The sequence below is a fragment of the Massilia sp. METH4 genome (assembly GCF_037094685.1).
Taxonomy (GTDB): Bacteria; Pseudomonadota; Gammaproteobacteria; order Burkholderiales; family Burkholderiaceae_D; genus Rugamonas.
This window is the reverse complement of sequence record NZ_CP146614.1, coordinates 1234169-1258490: the sequence shown is the minus strand read 5'-3', so window position 1 is coordinate 1258490 and position 24322 is coordinate 1234169. Positions and strand designations below refer to the sequence as shown.

Annotated in this window: 17 protein-coding genes; 16 read left to right on the top strand and 1 reads right to left on the bottom strand. The window is 62.4% G+C overall.

The features are described from left to right. Positions 1–43 precede the first annotated feature (43 nt). From V6Z91_RS05580 to V6Z91_RS05560, 5 genes are all read left to right on the top strand, one after another. A complete protein-coding gene (locus V6Z91_RS05580) occupies positions 44–1330 on the top strand; it encodes a multidrug effflux MFS transporter (RefSeq protein WP_338767713.1) in 1287 nt (428 codons plus the stop codon). A 188-nt stretch (positions 1331–1518) separates the two neighbouring features. Continuing rightward, positions 1519–3702, top strand: coding sequence for an HDOD domain-containing protein (locus tag V6Z91_RS05575; protein ID WP_338767711.1), 2184 nt, complete (start codon positions 1519–1521; stop codon positions 3700–3702). Further along, the gene (locus tag V6Z91_RS05570) at positions 3699–5906 is read left to right on the top strand and encodes an EAL domain-containing protein (protein WP_338767708.1); all 2208 of its coding nucleotides are present in this window, start codon (positions 3699–3701) and stop codon (positions 5904–5906) included. The genes V6Z91_RS05575 and V6Z91_RS05570 overlap by 4 nt, the downstream gene beginning before the upstream one ends. Positions 5907–5911: 5 nt before the next feature. Further along, entirely contained in the window at positions 5912–7504 is a 1593-nt protein-coding gene (locus tag V6Z91_RS05565) for a tetratricopeptide repeat protein (RefSeq protein WP_338767705.1), read from the top strand. A 185-nt stretch (positions 7505–7689) separates the two neighbouring features. Beyond that, positions 7690–8499, top strand: coding sequence for a flagellin (locus V6Z91_RS05560; RefSeq protein ID WP_338767703.1), 810 nt, complete (start codon positions 7690–7692; stop codon positions 8497–8499). Between the two features lie 10 nt (positions 8500–8509). On the opposite strand, the gene V6Z91_RS05555 is transcribed toward V6Z91_RS05560, so the two are convergent. Continuing rightward, positions 8510–9559: an alpha/beta hydrolase family protein gene (locus tag V6Z91_RS05555; protein WP_338767701.1), complete on the bottom strand. Its 1050-nt coding sequence runs from the start codon at positions 9557–9559 to the stop codon at positions 8510–8512. Positions 9560–9856: 297 nt separating this feature from the next. Here V6Z91_RS05555 and V6Z91_RS05550 point away from each other — a divergent pair, with 297 nt between their 5' ends. The 11 genes from V6Z91_RS05550 (at position 9857) to V6Z91_RS05500 (ending at position 24224) form a co-directional block, all read left to right on the top strand. Beyond that, positions 9857–10864 carry a TraB/GumN family protein gene (locus V6Z91_RS05550; protein ID WP_338767699.1) on the top strand — a complete coding sequence of 336 codons (1008 nt, stop codon included), beginning with the start codon at positions 9857–9859 and terminating at the stop codon, positions 10862–10864. Positions 10865–11273: 409 nt separating this feature from the next. Then, positions 11274–13430, top strand: coding sequence for a type VI secretion system tip protein TssI/VgrG (tssI, locus tag V6Z91_RS05545; RefSeq protein WP_338767696.1), 2157 nt, complete (start codon positions 11274–11276; stop codon positions 13428–13430). After that, positions 13405–14862: a DUF2169 domain-containing protein gene (locus V6Z91_RS05540; protein WP_338767693.1), complete on the top strand. Its 1458-nt coding sequence runs from the start codon at positions 13405–13407 to the stop codon at positions 14860–14862. Before tssI ends, V6Z91_RS05540 begins: the two co-directional genes overlap by 26 nt. A 15-nt stretch (positions 14863–14877) precedes the next feature. Then, positions 14878–19929 (top strand): PAAR-like domain-containing protein, encoded by a 5052-nt coding sequence (locus tag V6Z91_RS05535; protein WP_338767691.1) that lies wholly within the window; start codon positions 14878–14880, stop codon positions 19927–19929. Positions 19930–19962: 33 nt separating this feature from the next. Then, a complete protein-coding gene (locus V6Z91_RS05530; RefSeq protein ID WP_338767689.1) occupies positions 19963–20625 on the top strand; it encodes a hypothetical protein in 663 nt (220 codons plus the stop codon). 291 nt (positions 20626–20916) lie between these two features. Then, complete coding sequence (locus V6Z91_RS05525) at positions 20917–21225, top strand: hypothetical protein (protein ID WP_338767687.1); 309 nt, start codon at positions 20917–20919, stop codon at positions 21223–21225. A 315-nt stretch (positions 21226–21540) separates the two neighbouring features. After that, entirely contained in the window at positions 21541–21942 is a 402-nt protein-coding gene (locus V6Z91_RS05520) for a hypothetical protein (RefSeq protein ID WP_338767685.1), read from the top strand. 88 nt (positions 21943–22030) lie between these two features. Further along, positions 22031–22603 carry a DUF1629 domain-containing protein gene (locus V6Z91_RS05515; protein WP_338771745.1) on the top strand — a complete coding sequence of 191 codons (573 nt, stop codon included), beginning with the start codon at positions 22031–22033 and terminating at the stop codon, positions 22601–22603. A gap of 75 nt (positions 22604–22678) precedes the next feature. Beyond that, positions 22679–23311 carry a hypothetical protein gene (locus V6Z91_RS05510; RefSeq protein WP_338767683.1) on the top strand — a complete coding sequence of 211 codons (633 nt, stop codon included), beginning with the start codon at positions 22679–22681 and terminating at the stop codon, positions 23309–23311. A 174-nt stretch (positions 23312–23485) separates the two neighbouring features. Then, the gene (locus V6Z91_RS05505) at positions 23486–23806 is read left to right on the top strand and encodes a hypothetical protein (RefSeq protein WP_338767681.1); all 321 of its coding nucleotides are present in this window, start codon (positions 23486–23488) and stop codon (positions 23804–23806) included. A gap of 88 nt (positions 23807–23894) precedes the next feature. After that, the gene (locus tag V6Z91_RS05500) at positions 23895–24224 is read left to right on the top strand and encodes a hypothetical protein (RefSeq protein WP_338767678.1); all 330 of its coding nucleotides are present in this window, start codon (positions 23895–23897) and stop codon (positions 24222–24224) included. The last annotated feature ends 98 nt before the right edge of the window (positions 24225–24322 follow it).

Sequence of the window (24322 nt, the reverse complement as noted above, 5' to 3'; positions counted from 1 at the left end):
CCCCGCATTTGCCGTTGGGGTTCAATCGAAAAATCGATAACCCATGCTCCCCGACACCCCAGCCAATCTCCCTCCCGACCCGGTCCCCCCGGTCCCCCCACGCAAGAAACCGCACACCCGCCCGCTGAGCCAGGCATCGCTGGCCATCGTGCTGGCCGCGCTGTCGATGCTCGGGCCCTTCTGCATCGACGCCTACCTGCCGGCCTTCCCGGAAATCGGCCAGTCGCTGGGCGCCACGCCGATCGAGGTGCAGCAAAGCCTCACGGCCTACATGCTGGCGTTCGCGGCGATGGTGCTGTGGCATGGCGCGCTGTCCGATGCGTTCGGCCGCCGCAACGTGATCCTTGTCTCGCTGGTACTGTTCGCGATCGGCACCGTCGGCTGCGCAGCCGTGCACAGCGTGCATTACCTGTGGTTCTTCCGGGTCCTGCAAGGGGTGTCGGCGGGTGCCGGCGTGGTGGTCGGGCGGGCGATCATCCGCGACCTGTACCACGACGCCGAAGCGGCCAGGCTGCTGTCGCTCGTGACCATGATCTTCTCGATCGCGCCCGCGCTGGCACCGATCATGGGCGGCTTCATCGTCAAATGGTTCGACTGGCGCGCCATCTTCCTGGTGCTGTTCGTATTTTCCATCGGCCTGTTCATCGTCTGCTGGCGGCGGCTGCCGGAAACGCTGCCGCTGCACAAGCGCCAGCCGTTCAATCCGCGCTTCCTGTGGGGCAGCTACCGGCAGATCCTTGGTTCGCCGCTGTTCCACCTGAAATCGCTGATCGTGGCGCTCAACTTCGCCGGCCTGTTCGTCTACATCACCGCCGCGCCGGAATTCCTGCCCAAGCAGCTGCACCTGGGGCCGGACCAGTTCGGGTGGCTGTTCATCCCTTCCGTGTCCGGCATCTTCACCGGCGCCCTGTTCGCCAACCGGCTGGCCGGCAAGATCACGTTCGAACGCCAGGTCGCCATCGGCTTCGCATTCCTGCTGTCAGCCGCCGGCGTGAACGTGCTGTATCACGTATTCATGCCGCCATCGGTGCCCTGGAGCGTGCTGCCGCTGTTCTTCTACACGTTTGGCATGTCGGTCGTGGGCCCGGCCGCCACGTTGATGGCGCTCGACCTGTTCCCGCACATCCGCGGCACCGTCGCTTCCTGCCAGTCGTTCGAAACCACGCTGGCCGGCGCCATCGTCGCCGGCGTCGTGGCACCGGCGCTGGCCGGTTCCGTGCTGTGGCTGGCGACCGGCCAGCTGGTGTTTACAGCAACGGCGCTGGGATTGTGGCTGGTGGCCCGCCAAGTGCGCCGCGGCTTGCCTCCCGCTGCTGCCGAGCAACACTAAGCGAATCCGAACGGTCGTTTGGAAGTTGTTTTCATGCAAGAGAGTAGCAATGTATGCTACGATAAACTAATGTTGCATATAGTAAAGTTTTGATAACTATCTTGACGACATCTTAAAACTACAGGGTGGCATGCCGTTCGGGCAAGACCGCCTTCTTCGGGGAAGAAGTCCACTGCGGCAGTGTCACGATGCACCAACCAGACCACGACATTCGCAACCGCCTGATGCTGGCGAGGCTACCCGCCATGCCGCAGATCTTGATCAAGCTGATCGAGCTGCTGCAGGCGGACGACGCCGGCATGGCCGAGCTGGCCGAGCTGATCGGCAAGGATGCAGGCATGACGGCCAAGGTGCTGGCCGTTTCGGGCAGCTCGGCCTACCATCGCGCCAGCCGTGGCGCGAGCCTGGAGCCGGCTCTCGCGGCGTTGGGCACGGACATGATCAAGACGCTGGTGATCAGCGAATCGGTGTTCCAGACCTTTAACAGCTTCCCCCATTCCGGCAGTGCCGACCTGCGCCCCTTCTGGAGGCACGCGCTGGGCGCCGCCGTCGTGGCGCGCGACATCGCCCGCATGACCGGGTATCCGCAGACGGAGGAAGCCTGGCTGGCCGGCCTGCTGCATAACGTGGGCCGTCTGGCGCTGCTGGCCGCCGCGCCGCGCGAATACGGCGTGAACTTCATGGCGCGCGACGACGAAGACCTGTGCGCCGTCGAACAGCGCACCTTGCAGATCACGCACACGGAAGCGGGAGCGTGGCTGGTCGAGCGCTGGAACCTCGATTCCTTCCTGGCCGACAGCGTGCTGTATCACCACGAGCCGGCCGAGCGGCTGGCCACCGCGCATCCGCTGATCCGCATCGTGCGGCTCGCGCACCTGACCGTGCACCACCCCGATGCCGGCGAGGCGATCGCCACGATGGCGGGGCACTGCGGCGTCGCGCCGCGCGATCTCGATGCGGTCCTGAAGGGCGCCACGCGCCAGGTGCAGAAGGCGGCCGATTACCTGGGCATCGATCTGGCGGGGGCCGAGGACGTGCCCGCGCTGCCGGTGGCCGGCACCGCCGCGATCGCCGACCCGGTGCAGGCCCGGTTGCAGGAAGAGATGCGCAACATGATGCTGGTCGCCGAGATGGGCCAGGCATTCTCCCGGCAGCAGGGCCAGAGCGCGCTCCTCGATGCCGTGACGCGCTCCGCACGCATCCTGTTCGACCTGGGCACCACCATCATGCTGCCGCGGGACGCGGCCGGGCAGGCCCTGGTCGGCGTGGCGGCCGGCGAGCAGCAGGGGCGCCTGGCCGGCTTCTCGATTCCTCTCGGCCGCGGCGGCGCGATCGCCGGCGCCGTGGCGGCGCGCCAGGTCGCACTGCTCGCGCGCGGCGCGGCGCAGTCGCTTGATATCGCCGAAGAGCAGCTGCTGCGCATCCTCGGCAGCGAAGCGATGGTGTGCGTGCCCCTCCTGGCGGGGCAGCACTGTGCCGGCGTGCTGCTGGCCGGCGTGGCGGCCTGGCAGTTGCCGGCCATGCAGAAGCGCGAGCGTTTCCTGCTGGCGTTCGGCGCCCAGGCCGCGGCCGCGTTGCAGGCGGCGCTCGCGCAGCAGGGCGAGGCCGAGCGGCGCATCGCGCACCTGGCGCAGGAATACCGCGAAGCGTCGCGCCGCGTGGTGCACGAGGTGAACAATCCGCTGTCCATCATCAAGAACTACCTGTCCGTGCTCGACGACAAGCTCGCGCGCCGCGAACCCGTGGTGGCCGAGATGTCGGTGCTCAACGAGGAGATCGACCGCGTGGGACAGCTGATCAACGGCTTGACCGAGGTGCGGGCCGCGCCCGCCGGCGACGCGGCCGACATCGCCCGCGTGGTGGACGACGTGCTGCGCATGTTCCGCGCCACCGCCTTCATCCCCGCTTCCGTGCAGGTGCTGGTGCGCATGCAGGAAGATCCGAACGAGTTCGAGGGCGAGGCCGATGTGCTGAAGCAGATCCTCATCAATCTCGTAAAGAACGCGGTGGAGGCGATGCCCGGCGGCGGCCGCATCGAGATCGCCAACCGCGGCCATGTGGTACGCGACCGCAGGCTGTACGTGGAACTGGCCGTGGCCGACACCGGGCCGGGCCTCGCGCCGGACGTGCTGGCCAACCTGTTCTCGGAAGTGAAAAGCGCGAAGGAGGGGCCGCACCACGGCCTCGGCCTCTCGATCGTGCACGAACTGGTGCGCAAGCTGGATGGATTGATCGCCTGCCGCAGCGGCAGGGGCGGCACCAGCTTTGAAATCCTGCTGCCCGCCCGCGGCGGCAAGACCCGTCCCGCGGCATTGCCCGCGCGCAGGGCGGACAACAACCCGGGCGCAACTTCGGACCCGATGCAAGGATGAACGTGAACGACGAACTGGGCCAAGGCGGCAGTGCCGCCTGCCTGCCCCGCTTGCTGCTCGTCGACGACGAGCCGCGCCTGCTTTCCTCGCTGTACGAGCTGCTGCGCGACCGCGACTATCACCTGGTCACGGCCGCCACCGGCGGCGAGGCGCTGGCCCATATGGATGCCACCCGCTTCGACCTGGTGCTGCTGGACCTGCGGCTGCCCGATATCGGCGGCCACCAGATCATGGACGTGATCAAGGAGCGCGGCTACGACTGCGACGTGATCGTGATGAGCGGCGAGGTGGGCATCGATGCCGCCATCGGCGCGCTTAAGCGCGGCGCCTACGACTACCTGCGCAAGCCGTACAGCCGCGAAGAGTTGTTGAAGACGGTGGAGAACGCGCTGCAGCAGCGGCGCCTGGCCGTCGACAACCAGCGCATTGCCCGGCGCCTGGAAACTTCCGAGAAGATGTACCGCTACCTGGTGGACAGCTCGCCGGACATCATCTACACGCTGGACCATGAAGGCCGTTTCACCTTCGTCAACGACCGCGCCTACCAGCTGCTGGGCTTTGCGCGCGAGGAGCTGATCGGCCGGCACTACTCGTTCGTGGTGCACGACGAAGACCTGGACCGCGCGCGCTACGTGTTCAACGAGCGGCGCGTGGACGAGCGCGCGTCGCGCAACGTGGAACTGCGCCTCAAGTGCAAGACGGCGAATGGCGCCGCGAACGGCGAGCGCACGTTCAACAATACCTTGATGACGATCTCGCTGAACGCGATCGGCATGCACGTGCCCGAGGGTGCCGGGAGCACGGCGAAGAAACGGGAATTCTTCGGCACCTACGGCGTGGCGCGCGACATCACCGACCGCAAGCGCGCCGAGGAAATGATCTCCTACCAGGCCTACCACGACATCCTCACGGACCTGCCGAACCGCATGCTGTTCAAGGACCGCCTGGGGCTGGCCGTGATCCAGGCCAAGCGCAAGCTGACGGAACTGGCCGTGATGTTCATCGACCTGGACCGCTTCAAGCTCGTCAACGACACGCTGGGCCATGTGAAGGGCGACGAGCTGCTGCAGCAGGCGGCCCAGCGCCTGAAGGGATGCCTGCGCCGCGGCGACACGCTGGCGCGCCAGGGCGGCGACGAGTTCACGATCGTGCTGCCCGAACTGCGCGACCGCAACGACGCCAAGGCCGTGGCCGAGAAATTCCTCGACGCGCTGCAAAAGCCGTTCGACCTCGACGGCCACGTCGTGCACATCTCGGCCTCGATCGGCATCGCGATCTACCCGACCGATGGCGAAACGATCGACGAGCTGCTGCGCCACGCCGATATCGCCATGTACCAGGTGAAGGCGCTGGGCAAGAACGGCCACAGCTTCTACCACGCCTCGATGCTGGACATGTCGCACCAGAAGATCGCGCTGGAGCAGGCGCTGCGCCGCGCGCTCGAGAACGGCGAGCTGGAAATGTACTACCAGCCGCAGGTGGATGTGATCACGGGCCGCATCATCGGCGCCGAAGGGCTGATGCGCTGGAACCACCCGGAACGCGGCCTCCTGTCGGCCGGCGAGTTCCTGCCGTTCGCCGAGGAGAACGGCCTGATGCTGCCGCTGTCGGACTGGATGCTGGGCGCCCTGTGCCGCGACCTGCTGGAGTGGAACGCGGCCGGCGGCGAGCGGCTGCGGCTGTCGCTGAACCTGTCGCCGCAATACCTGGACCGGGGCGACTTCTTCGAGAAGATGCGCGGCGCGCTCACGCGCAACGGCATTTCCCCCGACCAGATCGAGGTGGAAATCACCGAGAACATCTGCATCCGCAATCCGCAGTACGCGATCGAGCAGCTCAATAAACTGTGCCAGCTGGGCGTCTCGGTGGCGATCGACGATTTCGGCACCGGCTATTCCTCGCTGGCCTACCTGCACCGCTTCCCGATCCACACGATCAAGATCGACCAGAGCTTCGTCAAGGAGATCCATGACGAGAACGGGCACTACCCGGTGATCCTGGCGATCATCTCCATCGCGCGCGGGCTCGGGCTGCACCTGGTGGCCGAGGGCGTGGAGACGGACGTGCAGGCGCGCTACCTGCAGGCCAACGGCTGCACCACGATGCAGGGCTACTTGTATTACCGGCCCGTGTCGCTGTCCACCTTCCTGGCCGTGCTGGCCTCGTCCGCTCTCGACCCGAGGCCGCTCGCCTTGCGGGCCTGAACCGGATGGGGGACCGGGGACCACAGGCGGCGGCCGAACTCGCGCATATCCGCACGCTGGCCGAGGATGGCGTGGCGCTGGCCCAGCATGCGCTGGGCTTTCGCTACTTCAACGGCGACGGGGTGCCGCAGAGCTTCGAAATGGCGCTGGCCTGGTACCGCCAGGCCGCCAACGCCGCTCTGGCGCAGGCGCAGTACAACCTGGGCGTGATGTACCAGAAGGGCCAGGGCGTGGACGTGGACCTGCCCGAGGCCGCGCACTGGTACCGCCTTGCCGCGGAACAGGGCTACGCCGCCGCCCAGTACAACCTGGGCTGGCTGTACGCCAAGGGGCACGGCGTGCCGCACGATACCGACGAGGCACGGCACTGGTTCGGCAAGGCCGCCGAGCAGGGCGATGCCGGCGCACAGAACAACCTGGGCATGATGTACGAGACGGGCAAGGGCGTGCCGCAGGACTACGCGCAGGCGATCGCCTGGTACCGCAAGGCCGCTGGCCAGGGCTACCCGCGAGCGCAGTTCAACCTCGGCCAGCGCTACGAGAACGGGCAGGGCGTGCAGCGCGATGTGGGCGAAGCGATCGCCTGGTACCGCAAGGCCGCCGAACAGGGACACGCACCCGCGCAGTTCAATCTCGCGCTGCGGCACGAGAAGGGCGACGGCGTCGCGCAGGACAGCGCGGCGGCGGTGCGCTGGTACACGGCGGCGGCGGAACAGAATCACGTCAGCTCGCAGTTCAACCTGGCCCTCATCCTCGACAACGGCATCGGCGTGCCGCGCGACGAGCGACAGGCGCTCGACTGGTACCGCCGCGCCGCCGCGCTGGGCCACGCCGCGGCGCAGGACAACCTGGGCCAACGCCACGAGCTGGGGCAGGGCGTGCCGCGCGACCCGCAGGAAGCCGCGCACTGGTACCGCAAGGCGGCCGAGCAGGGTTTTCCGGCCGCGCAATACCACCTTGGCCAGCTGCACGACGCCGGCAACGGCGTGCCGCACGATGCCGATGCGGCGATCGCCTGGTACCGCAAGGCCGCCGGCCAGGGCCACGTGCGCGCCCAGTTCGACCTGGGCCTGCGCTACGAGATTGGACAAAGCGCGGGCCAGGGCGTGCCGCAAGACTTGCAGGAGGCGATGCACTGGTACGGCCGCGCCGCCGAGCAGGATTACGCCGCCGCCCAATACAACCTGGCGGTGCTGCACGACCGCGACGACGGCCCCGCGCCGGACGTGATGCGGGCGACCGGCTGGTACCGCAAGGCCGCCGAGCAGGGGCACACGTTGGCCCAGTTCGCCCTCGCGCTGCGCCACGACAACGGCCTGGGCGTGCCGCGCGACTTCGCCGCCGCCTTCGGCTGGTACCGCAAGGCCGCCCTGCAAGGCCACGCCCGCGCCCAGCTCAATGTCGGCCTGATGTACTACGCCGGCCAGGGCACCCCCGCCGACATGGCCCAGGCCCTGCAATGGTTCCAGCTCGCCGAGCGCAACGGCGAACCCGGCGCCGCCCGCTATGCCCGCGAAGCGAGCCTGCGGCTGGGCTCGTGTTCCCCTGGTGCCAGGCACCAGGGGAACACGAGCTCGACAATGATGTCGGCAGATTAACCGTCTAATCAACGGATTGCCGACTCCGAATGGATCAGCCCGTGTCTCGCGGTGCCTGGCACCGCGAGACACGAACTCATCAATAAATTTAATGCTGTGTGACAATTGGTGATGAAGTTTTGTATTCCTGTGCCGTAATTGATGAGTAGAGGAAATCTCTCCCTCGAAAGCCAATGGATGCCGGCATGGCAATGATCTTGAACACCAACATAGACTCGCTCTTCGTGCAGCGGGCGCTGGCGCGGTCGACGGCGGAGGCGACTACGGCCCTGCAGCGCCTGTCCAGCGGGCGGCGCATCAATTCGGCGAAGGATGATCCGGCCGGGCTGGCGATCGCCGAGCGGATGACGGCGCAGTTGCGCGGCCTGAGCCAGGCTGGCCGCAATCTCAACGACGGGATCTCGCTGGCGCAGACAGCCGAAGGCGCGATCGGCCAGTTGGGCGACAATTACCAGCGCATCCGTGAACTGGCCGTGCAGGCGGCGAACGACACCAATAACGCCAACGACCGCCTGGCCATCCAGCTCGAAACGAATGCCCTGATCCTGGAAAACCGGCGCATCGTCGCGGATACCCGCTTCAACGGAATAGCCCTTCTCGATGGCACGTTCTCGGGCAGCATCCAGGCCAGCGACCATGCCGGCGACACGATCGATGTCGCCATCGCCGCGATGGAGGTGCGCGAAGACCGCGATATCGACATGCGCAGCCATGCCGGTGCCACGGCCGCGCTGGAGTACATCGACAAGAAGCTCGAATTCCTGAACCAGCAGCGGGCGAAATTGGGGGCGATGCAGAACCGCCTCGGTTACGCCCACGACAATGCCATGATGGCGTCCGAAAACCTGGCCGCGGCCCGCTCGCGCATCATGGATACCGACTACGCCGCCGAAGCATCGAAGCTGACGCGTGCCCAGATTCTTCAGCAGGCCGGCTTCGCCATGCTGGCCCAGGCGAACTCGATGCCGAAGATGATCCTTCAGCTGCTGCGCTGAAAGCTTGCCATCAGCGCCTGAACTGCCGGTCGAGCCAGTCGTAGGCGTAGTCCTGCGCCTCCTTCGGGAACTCGTGCCCGCCCGGCCGCACGATGGCTTCGAACTTGTCCCCCGCGCCGTAGGCCTGCCACACGCGCGCCATCTTCGCGTACGCCGCGCGCACCGAGGCGACCGGGAACAGCTTGTCCGCCTCGCCGGCGAAGAACAGCGTGGGCTTGGGCGCGGCCAGGCTGGCCACGTCCGGGTGATCGAGGTAGCGCAGCAGCCCCGGATGCAGCATCTGGAAGGCCGACGAGCCGCGCAGCTGGTTGCTGCCCGGGACCATCAAGCCTTCCGTCGTCGCCATCCAGTTCGAGGCGATGACGGCCGTGATCGCGTCTGACAGCGCCCCGACCTGCCATGCGCGGAAGGCGCCCATCGAGAAGCCCAGCGCCGCGACACGCTTCGTGTCGACTTCCGGCAACGATGCGAGGAACTCCGCGGCGCGCGCATCCTCGAGCGCCATGTTGCCGGCCATCGAGCTGCCCAGGTTGAAGAAGTTCGACGCCAGCGCCTGCTGCTGCTCCCCCGTCAGCGGGCCGCGGTCGCCCCAGCCCACGGCGTCCGCGCACAGCACCACGTAACCGCGCGCGGCCAGCGCATCGCCAGGCCAGCGGCCGGAGAAGTGCTTGTCGGCCCATGCCTTCGCGGAAGCGTGCTTCGCCGCGTCCGTCGCTCCGAAAGGCTCGATCATCTTTTCCTTGCCGATGTCGAACTTGCCGCCATGGTCGTGCAGCATCAGCGTCGCGGGATGCCTGCCCGCCGCCTTCGGCACCAGCAGCAGCGTGCGCACACGGCTCGTGCCGGTCAGGTTGAACACGACCTGGCGTGCCACATAGCTGCCGCGGTCTTCCTCGGCCATCACCTCCGGCTTGAAGGGTGTCTTGTCGGGCTGCTGCAGCGTCGCTTCCCACACCTTGGCGCGGCCCTTCTCGCGCCAGGCTTTCAGGTCCTTCACCTCGGGCGACCATGCCATCGGGTAGGTCATCTTCGTCTTCAACGCGGGCGCGAAGATGGGCATATTGTGTTCGACGCCGGGAGTTTCGTAATTCTGGGCGTGGGCGCAGACGCTTGCAGCCAGCAACAGTGCTGCGGAAATTCGGTGAAGGATCATCTGATTTGCGAGAAGCGAATGAATTGTCGGGTGCCTGCGCATTTTGCCATGCCGCACCCCCAACGCCTCCTCAAATATGCTTTCAATCACCGCCATGACGCAGCGGCCGGAATCTTTATCTTTTCTTCATTCTTTTGCAATATGATGACCTGCGCCGCCGGTCCGCCAGAGATCGCGCCCATTCCAATAACAGCAGGAGTCCAGATGTTCCGTCGCCTTATCCCCGCGCTGTACTTGTCCCTGATCGCCACCCAGGCGCTTGCCCAGAGCGACATCCCCGTTGAAACCCCTGTCGAAAACCCCGAAGCCGCGCCGGAGCAGATCCTCGTGGTCGGCCAGCGGCCCGGCCCTGGCCTGTGGAAGGTCACGAAGGACGATCACGTGCTGTGGGTCTTCGGCACCTATGCCCCGCTGCCGAAGAATATGGAATGGCGCTCCCAGAAGGTGGAGTCCATCGTCGCGAAATCGCAGGAAGTGATCACCGAGCCCTCCGCCCAGCTGGGCATGGGCTGGTTCCGCAGCCTCACCGTGCTGCCGTTCATGATCGGCGTGGAGAATAACCCGGACGGCAAGGTATTGAGCGACCTGCTGCCACCGGGAACCCATGCCCGCTGGCTGGCGCTGCGCAAGCGATACCTGAAGGACGACGACGATTTCGAACGCAAGCGTCCGCTGTTCGCGGCCGGCACCTTGACGGACAAGGCCATGGCCGCCGCCGGCCTGTCGAAGCGCCTCCATCTGGATGAAAAGATCACCGAGATCGCCAGGCAGAACAAGGTGAAAGTCACGTCCACCAAGGTCGACATGGAACTGGACAGCCCCATCAAGACAGTCAGGGAATTCAAGAAAACGCCGCTGGAAGACGTCGCCTGCTTCACGAAAACGATCGAGCGCCTGGAAACCGACCTGGATGCCTTGCGTGCCCGGGCCAACGCCTGGGCGAAAGGCGACATCGAGGGCATCCGCGCGCTCGATTTCTCCGAGCAGGAATCGGCCTGCCTGAACGCGATACAGAACAGCAAGATCATGCAGGAACGGGGCTTCGGCGGTATCGACACGAAGATGCGCGCGGCCTGGATCGGTGCCGCCGAGAAGGCATTGGCCAGCAACAAGACCACGTTCGCCCTGCTGCACCTGAAGCATATCCTCGCCAAGGATGGCTATCTGGCCGAGCTGCAGGCGAAGGGATACAGCGTCGAACAGCCGGAATGACAGGGCCCCGGCATTTAGAGCGCCTGACAAAACCCCCATGGCTGCGTTGCAGCGTCTCGCCGTACAGGTGTACTGTCTTCGACGTCGCGCCTTGCCCTGCGGGTTTGTTAGGCGCTCTTAATTGTGCCGTCTGTTTCTGGGAGTCATAAATATTTTCCAGATTTTATCTTTATCGATGATTTTAATGGCTTGCATTTTGCTAGCAATATCTCGCGGGTGAATCGAGGCTGATAAGCAATATGCTGCCGATTAAATAGAACTCATCCAGGCGGTATTTTCCGGTGTTATCTTGTTTATAATGTGGCCTGGCTCAAGCGTTGCTTGACTCAGGCCACTTGCATATCGAACGTATTCACGCGGGCGCGCGTCCCGAATGGGCGACTCACGCCGCGCCGCCACACGGACACTCATGACACAGATGGACACGATAGCCACCGCCGGCTTCCAGTTATTGAGCAAGCTGCGCCAGCATAATCGCCTGCTGCGCCTGAATTTCCCCAACGAGGACGGCCCGGAAGCGCTCATGCTGGCCAACCGTCTCGACGCCAGCGAAGGCCTATCGCGCGATTTCCGCTTCGTGGTGGAGGTGGTGTCGAACGATGCCGATATCGCCCTGAAGGATGTGCAGGGCAAGATGGTGACCGTCGAGCTCGTGCGCGAGGACGGCAGCATCCGCTACTTCAACGGCTACGTGTTCGAGTTCCAGCGTGACGGCAGCGATGGCGCCCTGGTGTTCTACCGGATGGTGCTGGCTCCATGGCTGGCCTACCTCCGCCTGCGCCGCGACAACTACCTGTTCCACGACAAGACGGTGCGCGAACAGACGGAGGAAATCTTCGCCGACTACCAGGTGGCCACCGCCGAGCTGCGGATCAATGGCGACGATCCGGCCATCACGTTCGCCTGCCAGTACGACGAATCCGACTACAACTACCTGCACCGCCGCTGGGAGCAGCTGGGCTGGCATTACCGCTATGAGCACAATGCCGACGGCCATACGCTGATCCTCTCGGACGATTCCGTGCAATCGCCGGTCATCGAAGGCGCGCGGCCGGACATTCCGTTCCAGGGCGAAGCGGGCAGCATGGAAGACGACGGCCTGCAGAAATGGATGGCAGTGCGCCGCCTCGTGCCCGCCAGCGTGGCGCTGTCGAGCTACGACTTCAAGAAGCCGCGCCCCGCCGTCGTCGATGTCCCTTCGATCAACGAGCAGGGCGACGTGCTGCGCATTGAGACCTATGCATATGCGGGCGCGTACGGTTTCAAGAACAACGATGACGGCGAGTCCCAGGCGCGCATCCGCTCCGAGGAAATCGAGGCGAGCGGCAAGTACTTCGAAGGCTACGGCAACGACCGCACGGCGCAGCCGGGCCGCCGGTTTACCCTCAGCGGCCACTTCGATGGCGGCGCGGGGGAAGACCTGGATTTCCTCATCGTCGACGCGCACCATACCGCCAGCAACAACCTCCAGGACGGCTCCGATGCGGCGTCCCATTACGCCAATCGCATCACCTGCAGCCGCAACAAGGTGCCATGGCGCCCGGGCCGCGGCTTCAACAGCACGGAAACGAAGGTGTACGGCCTGCAGACGGCCATCGTGGTCGGCCCGAGCGGAGAAGAAATCTTCACCGACGAGTATGGCCGCGTGCGCGTGCAGTTCCACTGGGACCGGGCCGGCCAGTCCGACGACCGCAGCTCGACCTGGATTCGCGTGGCCACCGCGTGGGCCGGTGCCAACTTCGGCATGACGTCGATCCCGCGCATCGGCTCCGAAGTGATCGTTCAATTCCTCGACGGGAATCCGGACCGGCCGATCATCACCGGCATGGTTCCGAATGCGGACACGATGCCGCCCTGGCCGCTGCCGGCCAACAAGACGCAAAGTGGCATCCTCTCGCGCTCGACGCCGGGCGGCGCGTACGAGAACGCCAACGCCATCCGCTTCGAGGACAAGAAGGGCGCGGAGCAGCTCTGGCTGCACGCGGAAAAAGACCAGTTGACCGAAGTGGAGCACGATGAGGACAAGTGGGTGGGCAACGACCGCCGCAAGACCATCGACCGCGACGAGAACAGTCATATCAAGCGCGACCGCACGGAGCAGGTCGGGCAGAACGAGAAGATCACGATCGGCGCCAACCGCACCGAGAACGTGGGCGGCAATGAAACGATCAGCATCGGCAAGAACCGCACCGAAGACGTGGGCGCCGAGGAGAACGTGAGCATCGGCGGCAGCCGGCACGTGGTGATCGGCAAGGTCAAGACGGAAACGGTGGCGCTGGCCAAGATGCTGACGATCGGCGGCGCCTACCAGACGAGCGTGGGCGGCGCCATGAACACCACCGTCGCCCTCATGCAGGCCGAGGAAGTGGGCCTGTCCAAGACCGTCATGGTCGGCCAGAAGATTTCGTTTACGGCGGGGGACGAATTCCGGATCGAGGTCGGCGACAGCACCTTCGTGATGCGCAAGGATGGCCGCATCGAGATATCGGGCAAGGAAATCATCCTGCGCGGCTCGAAGAAGGTCGAGGTGCACGGCGACGATGTCGACATCAACCCGCAAGGCTGACATGGGCGTACTGCCGGAAATCCCGTCCCTGCGGTTCAGGAACGACACGCCGTTCGACGCGTTGCACTTCGATACGCTGGACCAGCACGACGTGCCGTTCCACGTCATCGTCGCCAAGACCGGCTACCGGTTCGGCCCGTGCGACAACGATGGACTGGCCGCGCTCGTGCCGCTCGACCCGCCCGCGCCGCTGTACCAGCAGGACCACCATTACGACGACGACATCGAGCGCAGCGTGCGCGCCGAAAGCGATCTCGCGCCTTACAAGCCGCGCTGCGACGTGATCGTCGTCGGCGACGCGCATGCGCCGGGCGGGCGCGCGGCGGCCGTCTTCCCGGTCGCCCTGCGGGTGCAATATCCTGACCAGCCGGCCCCCGTGCCTGAGCCGCCGCGCCCGCTCAATCCCTTCCTGCCGGTGTCGCAGGAAGCCCAGGAGCGCTGGCGCGTCGAAGTGGAACAGGCTGCGAAGCACATGGTGCCGGGCCGGCGGATCATCGACAAGGTGCTGCATGTGACCGGCAACCGCGAATTGCAGCGACGCGCCGGGATGCTGCGCATGCTGCCGTGGAAGCTGACGGAGCCAGAGCCGATCCTGCGCGTGCCAGTGCGCTACGAATACGCACAGGGCGGGGAGGTGATTGTCGCCCGGGACAGCGCGGTGGCCGAACGGGTGCCGGCGGATGCGCGTCTGGGCGAGGATCAGCTGGCGCAATACGGCGACCTGGCTGCTGCGCCGATCGCGCACGACGCTTGCCAGGCCAACCCTGCCGGCAAAGGTCATGCTCCCGCGTGGTACCTGGACGCCACCCGGCCGGCGAGCCTGCCGGCACCGCAGATCGAGTATCCGCATGCGCCAATCACCGCCGACCTGTTCCGCGCGTGCAGCCGTGGCAAGGCCGAGCTGGTGCCGGCCGGCTTCGGCTACCTGGGGCGGGCATGGCTGCCGCGCAGGGAGTACGTCGGCACGGTGGACGGCAAGGCATCCTATGGCCCCGACGACGTGCCGCGCCTGCCTCCCGATTTCGACTTCGCCTACTGGAATGGCGCACCAAAGGACCAGCAGTGCGACCACCTGGACGGCAAGGAGCGCTTCATCCTGGTCAATCTGATGCCGCACGATGCGCCGGCCGTGCGCACCGATGCCGGCGGCAACAGCGTGCTGGCGTTCGGCTTGCCGCAACAAGCGCTGTTCGTGCTGGCGGCGGGCGACGACGGGACCGTGGCCGCCACGCCGCTAGCCATCGACACGGTGCTGATCGATACCCTGGCGGGAACGGTGGAACTGACCTGGCGCCTCTGCATCGTGGCCGACGGCCAGTTCACCGACGCACGCCTGCTGCATGCCACCACGCCCGAGCAGCTGCGCCGCCTGGAGCTCCTGAACGACCCGGACAACACCGTTGACGACGCGCCGCAAGGCGTCCCCGCCTGATTCCCACTGACCGACATGGCCAACGAAACAGTCACGAAATCGAAGCGCTTCTACTGCGTCAGCATGGTTCCCGACATCTGCAAGACCCCGGTGGGCAGCAGCGTCGTACCGATCCCCTACACGATCACCGGCGAATTCGCCGACGCGCAATCGGTATCCTCGAACGTGAAGACGCACGGCGAGCCGGTGCTCCTGCACGGCCGCAGCTTCATCCCGGCCGTGAAGGGCGACGAGCGCGGCACAGTGGGCGGCATCAAGAGCGGCACCAACCTGAAGAAGGTGGAAACGCAGGGGAACAGCTCCACGAAGGGCGCCAACGGCGCGCAGACGGTGCAGGAATCGCGCCTCGTGTGGATGAACAACCGCAACACCATCGGCCGCATCTACGAGCGCGGCGTGAAGCCGCCGCGCAGCCGCCTGCAAAAGCTCGGCGACATGATCGCCGAGGGCGCGAAGGACGCTGCGCAGTATTACAAGGACAATGTGTCGGCCGACATGCACGAGCTGGGACAGGATGCGATGGATGTCGGCGGCAAGGTGGCCGTAGGCAGCACGGTGGCCATGGCCGCGGGCGGAGTCATGGTCGCTACCGGCGTCGGCGCCGCACCGGGCGCCGTGGTGGTGGCCGGCGGCACCATCGGCCGTACTGCCGGTGGCGTGGCGACAGGGGCCGGCTATGCGACCGATGCCACGGCTACGTTGCTGGACAACGCGGCCGACATGGTCTTGACGGGCAAGATGCCCGACGTGGCAGGCGCGCTGGGCGACATGGCCTGGAGCGCTGCCGAGAACATCGGCCTGAACAAGCTGGGTGGGGCGGGCGGCTGGTTGAAGGGACTGCTCAAAGGCCGCAAGGGCGTGCCGGGCAAGACGCCGAAGCCGCCGGCCAGGCCGCCCGCCAAGGCAGGCAACGACAAGGATGGCCACGACGGCGGCAAGATCAAGCAGGACAAGCCGCCGAAGAACGACAAGCCATCCGATTGCTGCCCGAAGGATGGCGCACCGGGCGGCAAGAGCGTCAAAAGCGCGCACCCGGTGCACTTCGGCACCGGCGAGGAAATCCTGCCGCAGACCGACTTCGTGCTGGACGGCCCCACGCCGCTGGACTGGACCCGCGTCTACCGCTCGGGTTCCGAGACGGAAGACTGGGGCCTGCTGGGCGCCCGCTGGGCCACGCCCTATACGAGTTCGATCTCCGTTTGCGCACAAGGCACGGTCTACCATGAAGCGAGCGGCCGCGCGCTGCGCCTGCCCGCGCTGGCGCCGGGCGAGCAGCACGACCACCGCGGCGAAGGCTTCATCCTGCGCCGCGACAGCGAAGCGCGGTTCACGCTGATCTGGCGCGACGGCAGCACGGACACCTTCGATGCCGGCCCGGACGGCTGGCTGCCGCACGGCTACGATGGCGTGAACGCCATGAAAAAGCCGGGCGACCCGGTGCGCACCCGCCGCTTCTATCTCGCCCGCCGTGCGGAACGCGACGGCACCGGCATCACCATCGAGCGGCACCACGACGCCCGCCCCGGCGAAGTACTGCTGCGCGTGCGCACCGACGACGGCCTGACGATCGAAGCCCTGCGCGACGCCTGGCTGCCCGCCGAACTGGAAGAAGACCGGCCCTCCGCGCCACGCATCGGCCAGGTCGACCAGGTACTGCCGGACGGCACGCGCATCTGCCACGCCCGCTACCGCTACGAGGCGGACGCGCCGGCGCCGGCCGATGCCGTACCCGGCACCTTCGACGCCCTGCCGCGCCGCTGCGACCTCGTCGAACAAACCACCATCGCCGGGCAGTCGCGTACCTACGGCTACGAGCACCACCTGCTGGTGCGCTACACCACATATTCCGGCTTCGCGCACGGCCTGCACTGGGTAAGCCTCGCCTTCCTGCGCGAGCGCTGGGCCGGCATCGCGCTGGACGACGCGGCGCTGATCGCCCGCAACCCGATCGGCATCCACAACAGCTACCAGGCGCGCGCCGTGCGCACCACGACGGCGGACGGCCGCAACGAAGTGGCCATCGCCTACCTCGACGAGGACACCACGCGCGTGACCGAGCCGGACGGCGGCTTGCTCGAATACACATTCGATGCCAACTGGCTGGCGACCAAGGTGCGCCGCATCGGCTCCGACGGCAGCCCGCGCTCGCTGGGCCGCCGCGCATGGGACCGCGACGGCATGCTGCTGGCCGACATCGACGCCGACGGCGCCGAAACCCGCTACGCCTACGATGCCGCCGGCAACCTCGTCACCGTCACCGACGCGCAGGGCCACGTCACGCGGATCGACTACGACAGCGCCAATCTGCCGGTCACGGTGACGGACGCGCTGGGCCACGCCACGCACAGCCGCTACGACGGCGCCGGCCGCCTGGTTGAGCGCACCGACGCGCTGGGCCGCCGCACGGGGTATGCGTACGACGACAAGGGCCGCCTGGTCACGGTGACCGATGCGAAGGGCGGCACGAAACGCCTGGGCTACGATGACGCGGGCCGGCTGGCCTCGTACACCGACTGCTCCGGCTTTACGTCGAGCTACCGCTATGACGCCGCCAACCGCGTGGCCGAGCAGGTGGACGCGATGGGCAACGTCACCGCCTATCGCTACGACATCGTCGGCCGCGTCGTGGAGATCATCCAGCCCGACGGCACGACGGAGCGCTTCGACTACGATGCCGACAGCAACCTGCTGGCGCACACCGACGCCAAGGGCCAGCGCATGCGCTACCGCTACGACGGGCACGGGCTGCTGGTCGAGCGCATCGATGCGAAGGAACAGCGGCTGGGCTACCGGTACGACAAGGCGCTGCGCGTGACGGAGCTCATCAACGGCAACGACGAATCGTACTTCTTCAGCTACGATGCCGAAGGCCGCCTGACCAGCGAGACGGGCTTCGACGGCAAGGTGACGAAGTACGTCTACAGCGCCGCCGGGCACCTGGTCGCCACGGAAAGCGCCGGCGTGCGCGCCGACTTCGCCCGCGATCCGCTGGGCCGCCTGCTGGCGAAGAGCACCACCGACGGCGCCGTGCGCTACGCCTACGATCCGCTGGGCCGCCTGATCGCCACGTCCACGCGCGAAGCCAAGAACCGCTTCCTATATGACGCCGTGGGCCAACTGATCGACGAACGCATGGCGTACTCCCCCGGACCGCCACCGCTGCCCGGCCAGGAGGTCGAGCCCATTGCGGCGTTCGCGATGACGCACGCCTACGATGAACTGGGCAACCGCATCCAGACGATCATGCCGAACGGCCGCCGCATCGACATCCTGCGCTACGGCAGCGGCCACTGGCACGGCACGCTGTGGAATGGCAAAACGATCGTGGACCTGGAGCGCGATCACCTGCACCGCGAAGTCGTGCGCGAGCTGGGTAGCGGCAGCGAACGCCTCACCGAGCGGCGCAGCTACGATCCGCAATCGCGGCTGTCCAGCTTCACACTCGAGCGTGGCCGTGAACGCCTGCGCGAACGGCACTACGAATACGACCTTTTCGGCAATCTGGTGCACATCGATGACAAGGTGCGCGGGAGCATCCGCTACACCTACGATCCGCTGGGGCAACTGCTGTCGGCCGTGCAGCCGGGGTTGACGGAGACGTTCGCATTCGACCCGGCCGGTAACCTGCTCGATCCGGAGACCGCTGCTGCCCCGATCGATACGCGCCAGGTGCTGCGTGAGCTCGATGAGCAGCCAACCGCTGGCACGCGACCCCCGCGCATCGCGAAGGTGACGCATAACCTGCTGCGGCAGTACATGGGCTATGCCTATGAGTACGATGTGCAGGGCAATACGGTGGTCAAGCGGCCGAAGATTGCCACGGTCGCGAACGAGGAAGGGGTGCTCACGTTCTCTTACGATTCTGAGAACCGGATGACGATGGCGGTGCGGACGTTTGCCACTTCACGGATCGTTGCGCGGTACAGCTACGATGCATTCGGGCGGCGGATTGCCAAGCGGGTCGATGAGCAGCGGTGGGCGGAGGGGGAGGAGCCACCGGCGATTGGGCAGGCGCATACGGGCAAGCTAACGCTGTTCGTGTGGGATGGCGATGTGATGGTGCAGGAGATTGTTGAGGACAAGACGGTCACCTATTTGTATGAGCCGGAGAGTTTTGTACCGATGGCAAAGGTTGAGTCGGCAGACAATTGTCACGTTACCCCTAAGCCTCAGTTATATTTCTTATCCAATTTGCAACCGGTGAAACACGCACGAATGTCACTCGGCGAAACATTCGTGGCGGAAAGTGGTAACAACTTCGCAGCTGAGTATCGAGATAAAAGTCAATATCAACGAATAGAGCACAACAAAACCTTCGCTGCCGAAAGAATATTCCATTATCAGTGTGATCATCTGGGTACGCCGCTTGAGTTAATGGATGCACAAGGTTCAGTTATCTGGGCGGCACAATACCGTTCATGGGGAAGTTTGTGCTGGCGTGGTGGTAATATGCCGTCCCATTCTCAGCCGCTCCGATTCCAAGGGCAATACCACGATGACGAGACAAATCTTTTTTATAATCGAAACAGGTTTTATGACCCGGACTGCGGTCGATTCGTAACGCAGGATCCAATTGGCTTGGTCGGAGGAGTGAATTCTTATACTTATAGTCCTAATCCGGTCGTATGGACAGATCCGTTGGGACTGAATGCTGATAGGCTGAGACGTAATCTTAGAAGGGCGGGGAGACCAGTTCCTCCGGAAAAGACGCCACACCATATCGTGCAGGAAAACTGCGAGAAAAATCTTCATGTGCAGGGGGCACGTAGGATCCTGCAACTTGAAGAAATCGATATAGATAGTGCTTCAAATGGGGCACGTCTTTGGGGTACTAACCCGTCACAAGAGGCAAAGGGAAACCATCCAGGTAAGACCGCAGCAATTGCACAAGGGAACCGTCACTCAGGTGCGCACGTTCACAGTGATCTCAATGACAAACTGATATACCAGATACTCAGAAACGCGAGAAATAGAGGCGTTAATGTAGAAAACGTACTAAGAGATATTGGCGCTCGAATGGAAAGTGGTGAGTGGAAGAGGACATTCGACTGCTGTTGCTCGAGATAACGTAGATCCCTCTCATAAAGTTTGGAAAATACTGTGATTAGAATATTCGATAATTCAGACCTAATGGACTCTTTGAAGTTATTGAGGAGCGAATACCAAAAAAATGCAAAAGACATAGATTTGCTGATGGATCATTATCGGTCATTGGAGAGTGTGGAGCTCTGGCAATATTCCACTGGTCCCCTATTCGACGACCCTCCGTACTCTTCTGAAATGGATGGGCTCGATCCTGGAAGACTGTTAAAAAAGAAGTATTCTTCAATATATGACGCGAGACTTAAGAATGTGTATAGCTCTGGTTTCATAAACGACGTCCATGTAGCAACTGTTGTTCCGTCAAGCTCACAAAGTTCACCATTAATGGTGACCTTCTTCGATAGTCGGGATGCCGAAAGACTGATACAGAGCATCGATTTTTACAGCAATAAAGAGCATTCTTCAAAGAAGCCGCCTTCTTTGGTTGGGTTGGGGCGGTTGTACTACCTAAACGATATCCATCGGGTGTATATTAACGTGGGTGCGGGAGCTGCTTATTCGATAACAGTATATTATTACGACGATAAAAATAGGGTCGCGTCGGCTTCAATGGTAACCGCACCGTTTGATTTTCAAACAGAATATGAAATGCACTACGCAGCTGATGGAAAATTAGAATCGGTCACGTCTGAAGGGCTTGTTTGGGAGAGGAAAGGCTAATATTTTACAGCTAAAAACGAGCCTATTGTGGTGATGGCATGGTTATAGCTCAAGTAGGGGTTTTATGCTGGCAGCGACCAGCGGAAGTACCTCAATTCGAACTAATCAGTAGGGATTTTCCAGGCGCCGTCTAGAGGAGCGTAGGTCCAGAGGAATTCCCAAATCTGTTTCGTTACTAACTGGTGAGAACCAGCTGATAGTGGACATAGACGCAAAATCTGCATCCAAAGCGCCGAGGAGGCTTTAAGAGCTGCAAACGGGTGTGTTATTTATGGAGGATTGATAGTAAGTATGCTCGTAAAACTGAAAGATGTCTTAGTTCAAGAAGATCGATATAGTGGCTGGTTCTACCTCCCGGATCAACCGTGGACATTGGAAACGGAAGGTATTTTCGCCAAGAGAGATAAACACTCTAATCCTGGTTCAGATGATCATATTCCAGCCATTGTTGATCAACTAGGCGCGTCGGTGACGATTGACGCAGCCGGAATAGAAGATGTGATATGCAACGCTAAGGCGCAAATCGATGAGCCAACTCCTGAGCAGTTATTAGAGGCATTCACTTTTTATGTTGATAATGACGCGTTCATTGAGTTTTAAGAAAGTCAGCGCAACGTAATATGAATGACCGCTTTGCAGAACAGCGTATATACAACAAGGGTGGTTGCATTTTGTGGCCTGCCAGGCGCATATCTATCCTCCGATTGGCGCGGCGGCTACCCGAATGCAAGCTCTGCGTCTTTACGAACCGCTGAGAACTTTTGAAGCCAGGAGGTTCAGCACACCGGCAGCGTTTTACTTACACGGCCCCTAATTAAAAGGCAGATACAAAGGTTGCACATGATCCCGGCAATAGTGAGAGCGTACCTGGCAACGTACAAAGGCGACATACTCCGGCATGACCGGCAGCAAGCATTGAGCGTGCTGCATACACTTGGGGTCGACCCCGGAACAGAGTTCGGCGAGTTCTACCTCGAGTACCAAGGCACCTTCATCAGTCCTCGCTCTGTCGCAGAGTTACTGGATATCGTGGGTCCGGAAATTCCTGCTGTTCCGGACCAAACTGAGTATGCTCGCGATCGTTATCGGCTCCCGGAGAAATATCTGGCACTTACATCGGACGAAAGCGAGGGCATGTATCTCTACAATATAGAAGATATGGCGGTCTACGATTTCGAGCTTGGGAGCTATCGATTATTCATGAGTGGACAGGCGACGCCAGACTGGTCCTCCTTCAACGACTTCCTTATCTGGTACTTTGATGCATGCTCTGGGAGGCCGACTCGACATGTGATGCCATGCACCGCGACGATGTAGAACAAGGTTTGCTGAAGAGCGATACAGGCTCAGGACGGTTGACATGGTCTCCCTCAGTTCGTGACACCCAATCGGTAAAAGGCCCGTGATGTATTACGTCTTATCCATCAGTGATGATTATCCTGAAAGCTATTGGTTCAACTACGATCACGGCGGTTCGCCGAATTATCTGCTGTTCCACGCAGGGAAGAGGTTTGAAAGCCTGGAGACTCCACCCGTGTTCAGGCTCGATCGGCAGATCGGCGATGAACGATTGTCGCGGCTTGATTTTCTCATGTCCGATGGTGGGGATTTCGTCAGCCTAAAGTTCGCTGAACTGATGCGAACTGTTGCTGCCAAGGACGTTCAGCTTATCGAAGCTGATGTGTATGTGGCCGGCAAGAAGCTTCTGGGATACCATATAGCGAATATCGCTCATCTGGTAGAGTGTATTGACATGAAAAATTCTGCCTACACGCCGCTCTTTAGAAGCGATCCGGGTGGTCCAATAAAGTTTTCGCGAATGGAATTCGTGGATGACGGGTTGAAGTCCCATACAATTGTAAGGTGCAAGGAGGATCCGATGACGATTGTCGTTTCAGAACAATTCGTCCAGGCCTGCAGAAGTGCAGGGATCAAGGGCGTGGAATTCCTGCGCAATGGCGTCCGCGGCTCAGAATAGCAAGGCAATCAAGAAGCCCAGGGAAGGTCGGGTACCCGAGCGCGGATAAAGAGTCTAAGGAAAGGCAGGCAAGAGATGCGCTCGATCGCCTCGACAAGAACACCGGACAACAAGGGCCGCAGACTGGTTTTCATTGTGCCATCCACTAACCCCCGTGACGCCCGAATCGGTGGCGGAGCACTCATCGGCGAGATCTGTGACTGGCCGGTTGCCCCGGACGGTTCCCCGCTCTTGCTGGTCGCTTCCATTCCAGGTGCCTTCATTGGCAAGCATGCCAGTGTTGAGTTGCCCCCAGATATATTCATATCGGTCTTTTCCTACTACTCCCAGGACGATTACTTCCTTGACCAGATTTCATACCATGGTGACCAGCAGGAGCTTGCCTGTATCGAGTCTGGGACGACCAAAGTCATCATGCACGCGCGAGGTCAGGAAATATTCCAGCCCGACAGTATTCCAGCGTATCGAATGGACCTGAGCGAGGACCCTGTGGTCGACAACGACTGCGGATCGTATATTGGCTGCGGGCCTAGCTTTCTCCAGAATGAGCGGCTGGATCTGGCCGGCCTTCAATTCGCGTTGCAGATCAGGAGCTCGGATTTCCCCGAAAAATATTCGGATGTGTTCGGATTGCCGGATGCTACGGGCTACTTATACTTGGGGAAGAGTGAGAGCCGTCCTGGCCTGTTCTTCGCGCAGGTGACCTAGGGAGTGCTAATTCATTCATGTCGGCGGTCCAGGGCCTGGGGAAAATTTCTTAGTCTCGCTACTGCAAGGACCCGGTGTGGATGGACGAGTCGAACATTGTTACCAATGGGGATCTCGAAGATGCAATCGCTAACTTTCCAATTGAAGGCAGCAGTGAACAGGCAGGATACTTGTATGGACGAGAAAGAGAAAACATTTTGGGACATCGATATCCGAAGCGGCACGGTAGAGTTCGACGATATATCGTTACTTCCGGATGATTTCAAAGTGGACGATCATATCGATTTTCTGAAGGAAGACATGTTGCAGATCACGTATCCAGGTGGAGCCATCATCGATGTCGGCTGGCGCCCCTCTTTTGACAGGAATGGCTGCTTTCGTTGCGTACTTATTCGAGATGGCGACTGGGACCATCCCCTTTCGGACATTGAAGCCTGCGACGTCGTGGCCACAAAACAGGCATTGGCCTGGCTTGTCAAAGACGCGTCCAGGTAACTATGCAGCGAAATGCCAAGGCTGCCTAACTGTCCAAGGGACGTTGTCCCCCTTGCAGTCTCCGATGATCAGGTCAGTGGAGGATTTTGTGTCTTTTGAAGACGAAGAGTTGCTGAATCTATTGAATCACTACCCCAGAGATTTTACGTTCAGAGGCAAAGTGTTGGCGATATTCCCACTAGCCATGCATGATTTCAATGCGCTATCAAAAGGAAATTGGCCTTTGGATAACTACAAGATTTCGTTAGCGTCAGCAAAGACGAATCGTATGCGGCAATTTCGTTCGTTCCAGATCCAGCTTGCAGCATTGATGGTATTCCTTTTGAAGTGGCTGATCGTGGAATGTATAAAAACGGGATGGGCGTTGTCTATATCTATCGGTTGGCAGACCTTGCTTTGGTCAAGACCACGTATATGAGATAAACGCCGTACACACGAACTCGTCAATTGCTTCCCTTGCCATGGATTGTGCAGGGAATCGATAGCAGGGAGCAGGTTTGCCAACGATGGCTAGCT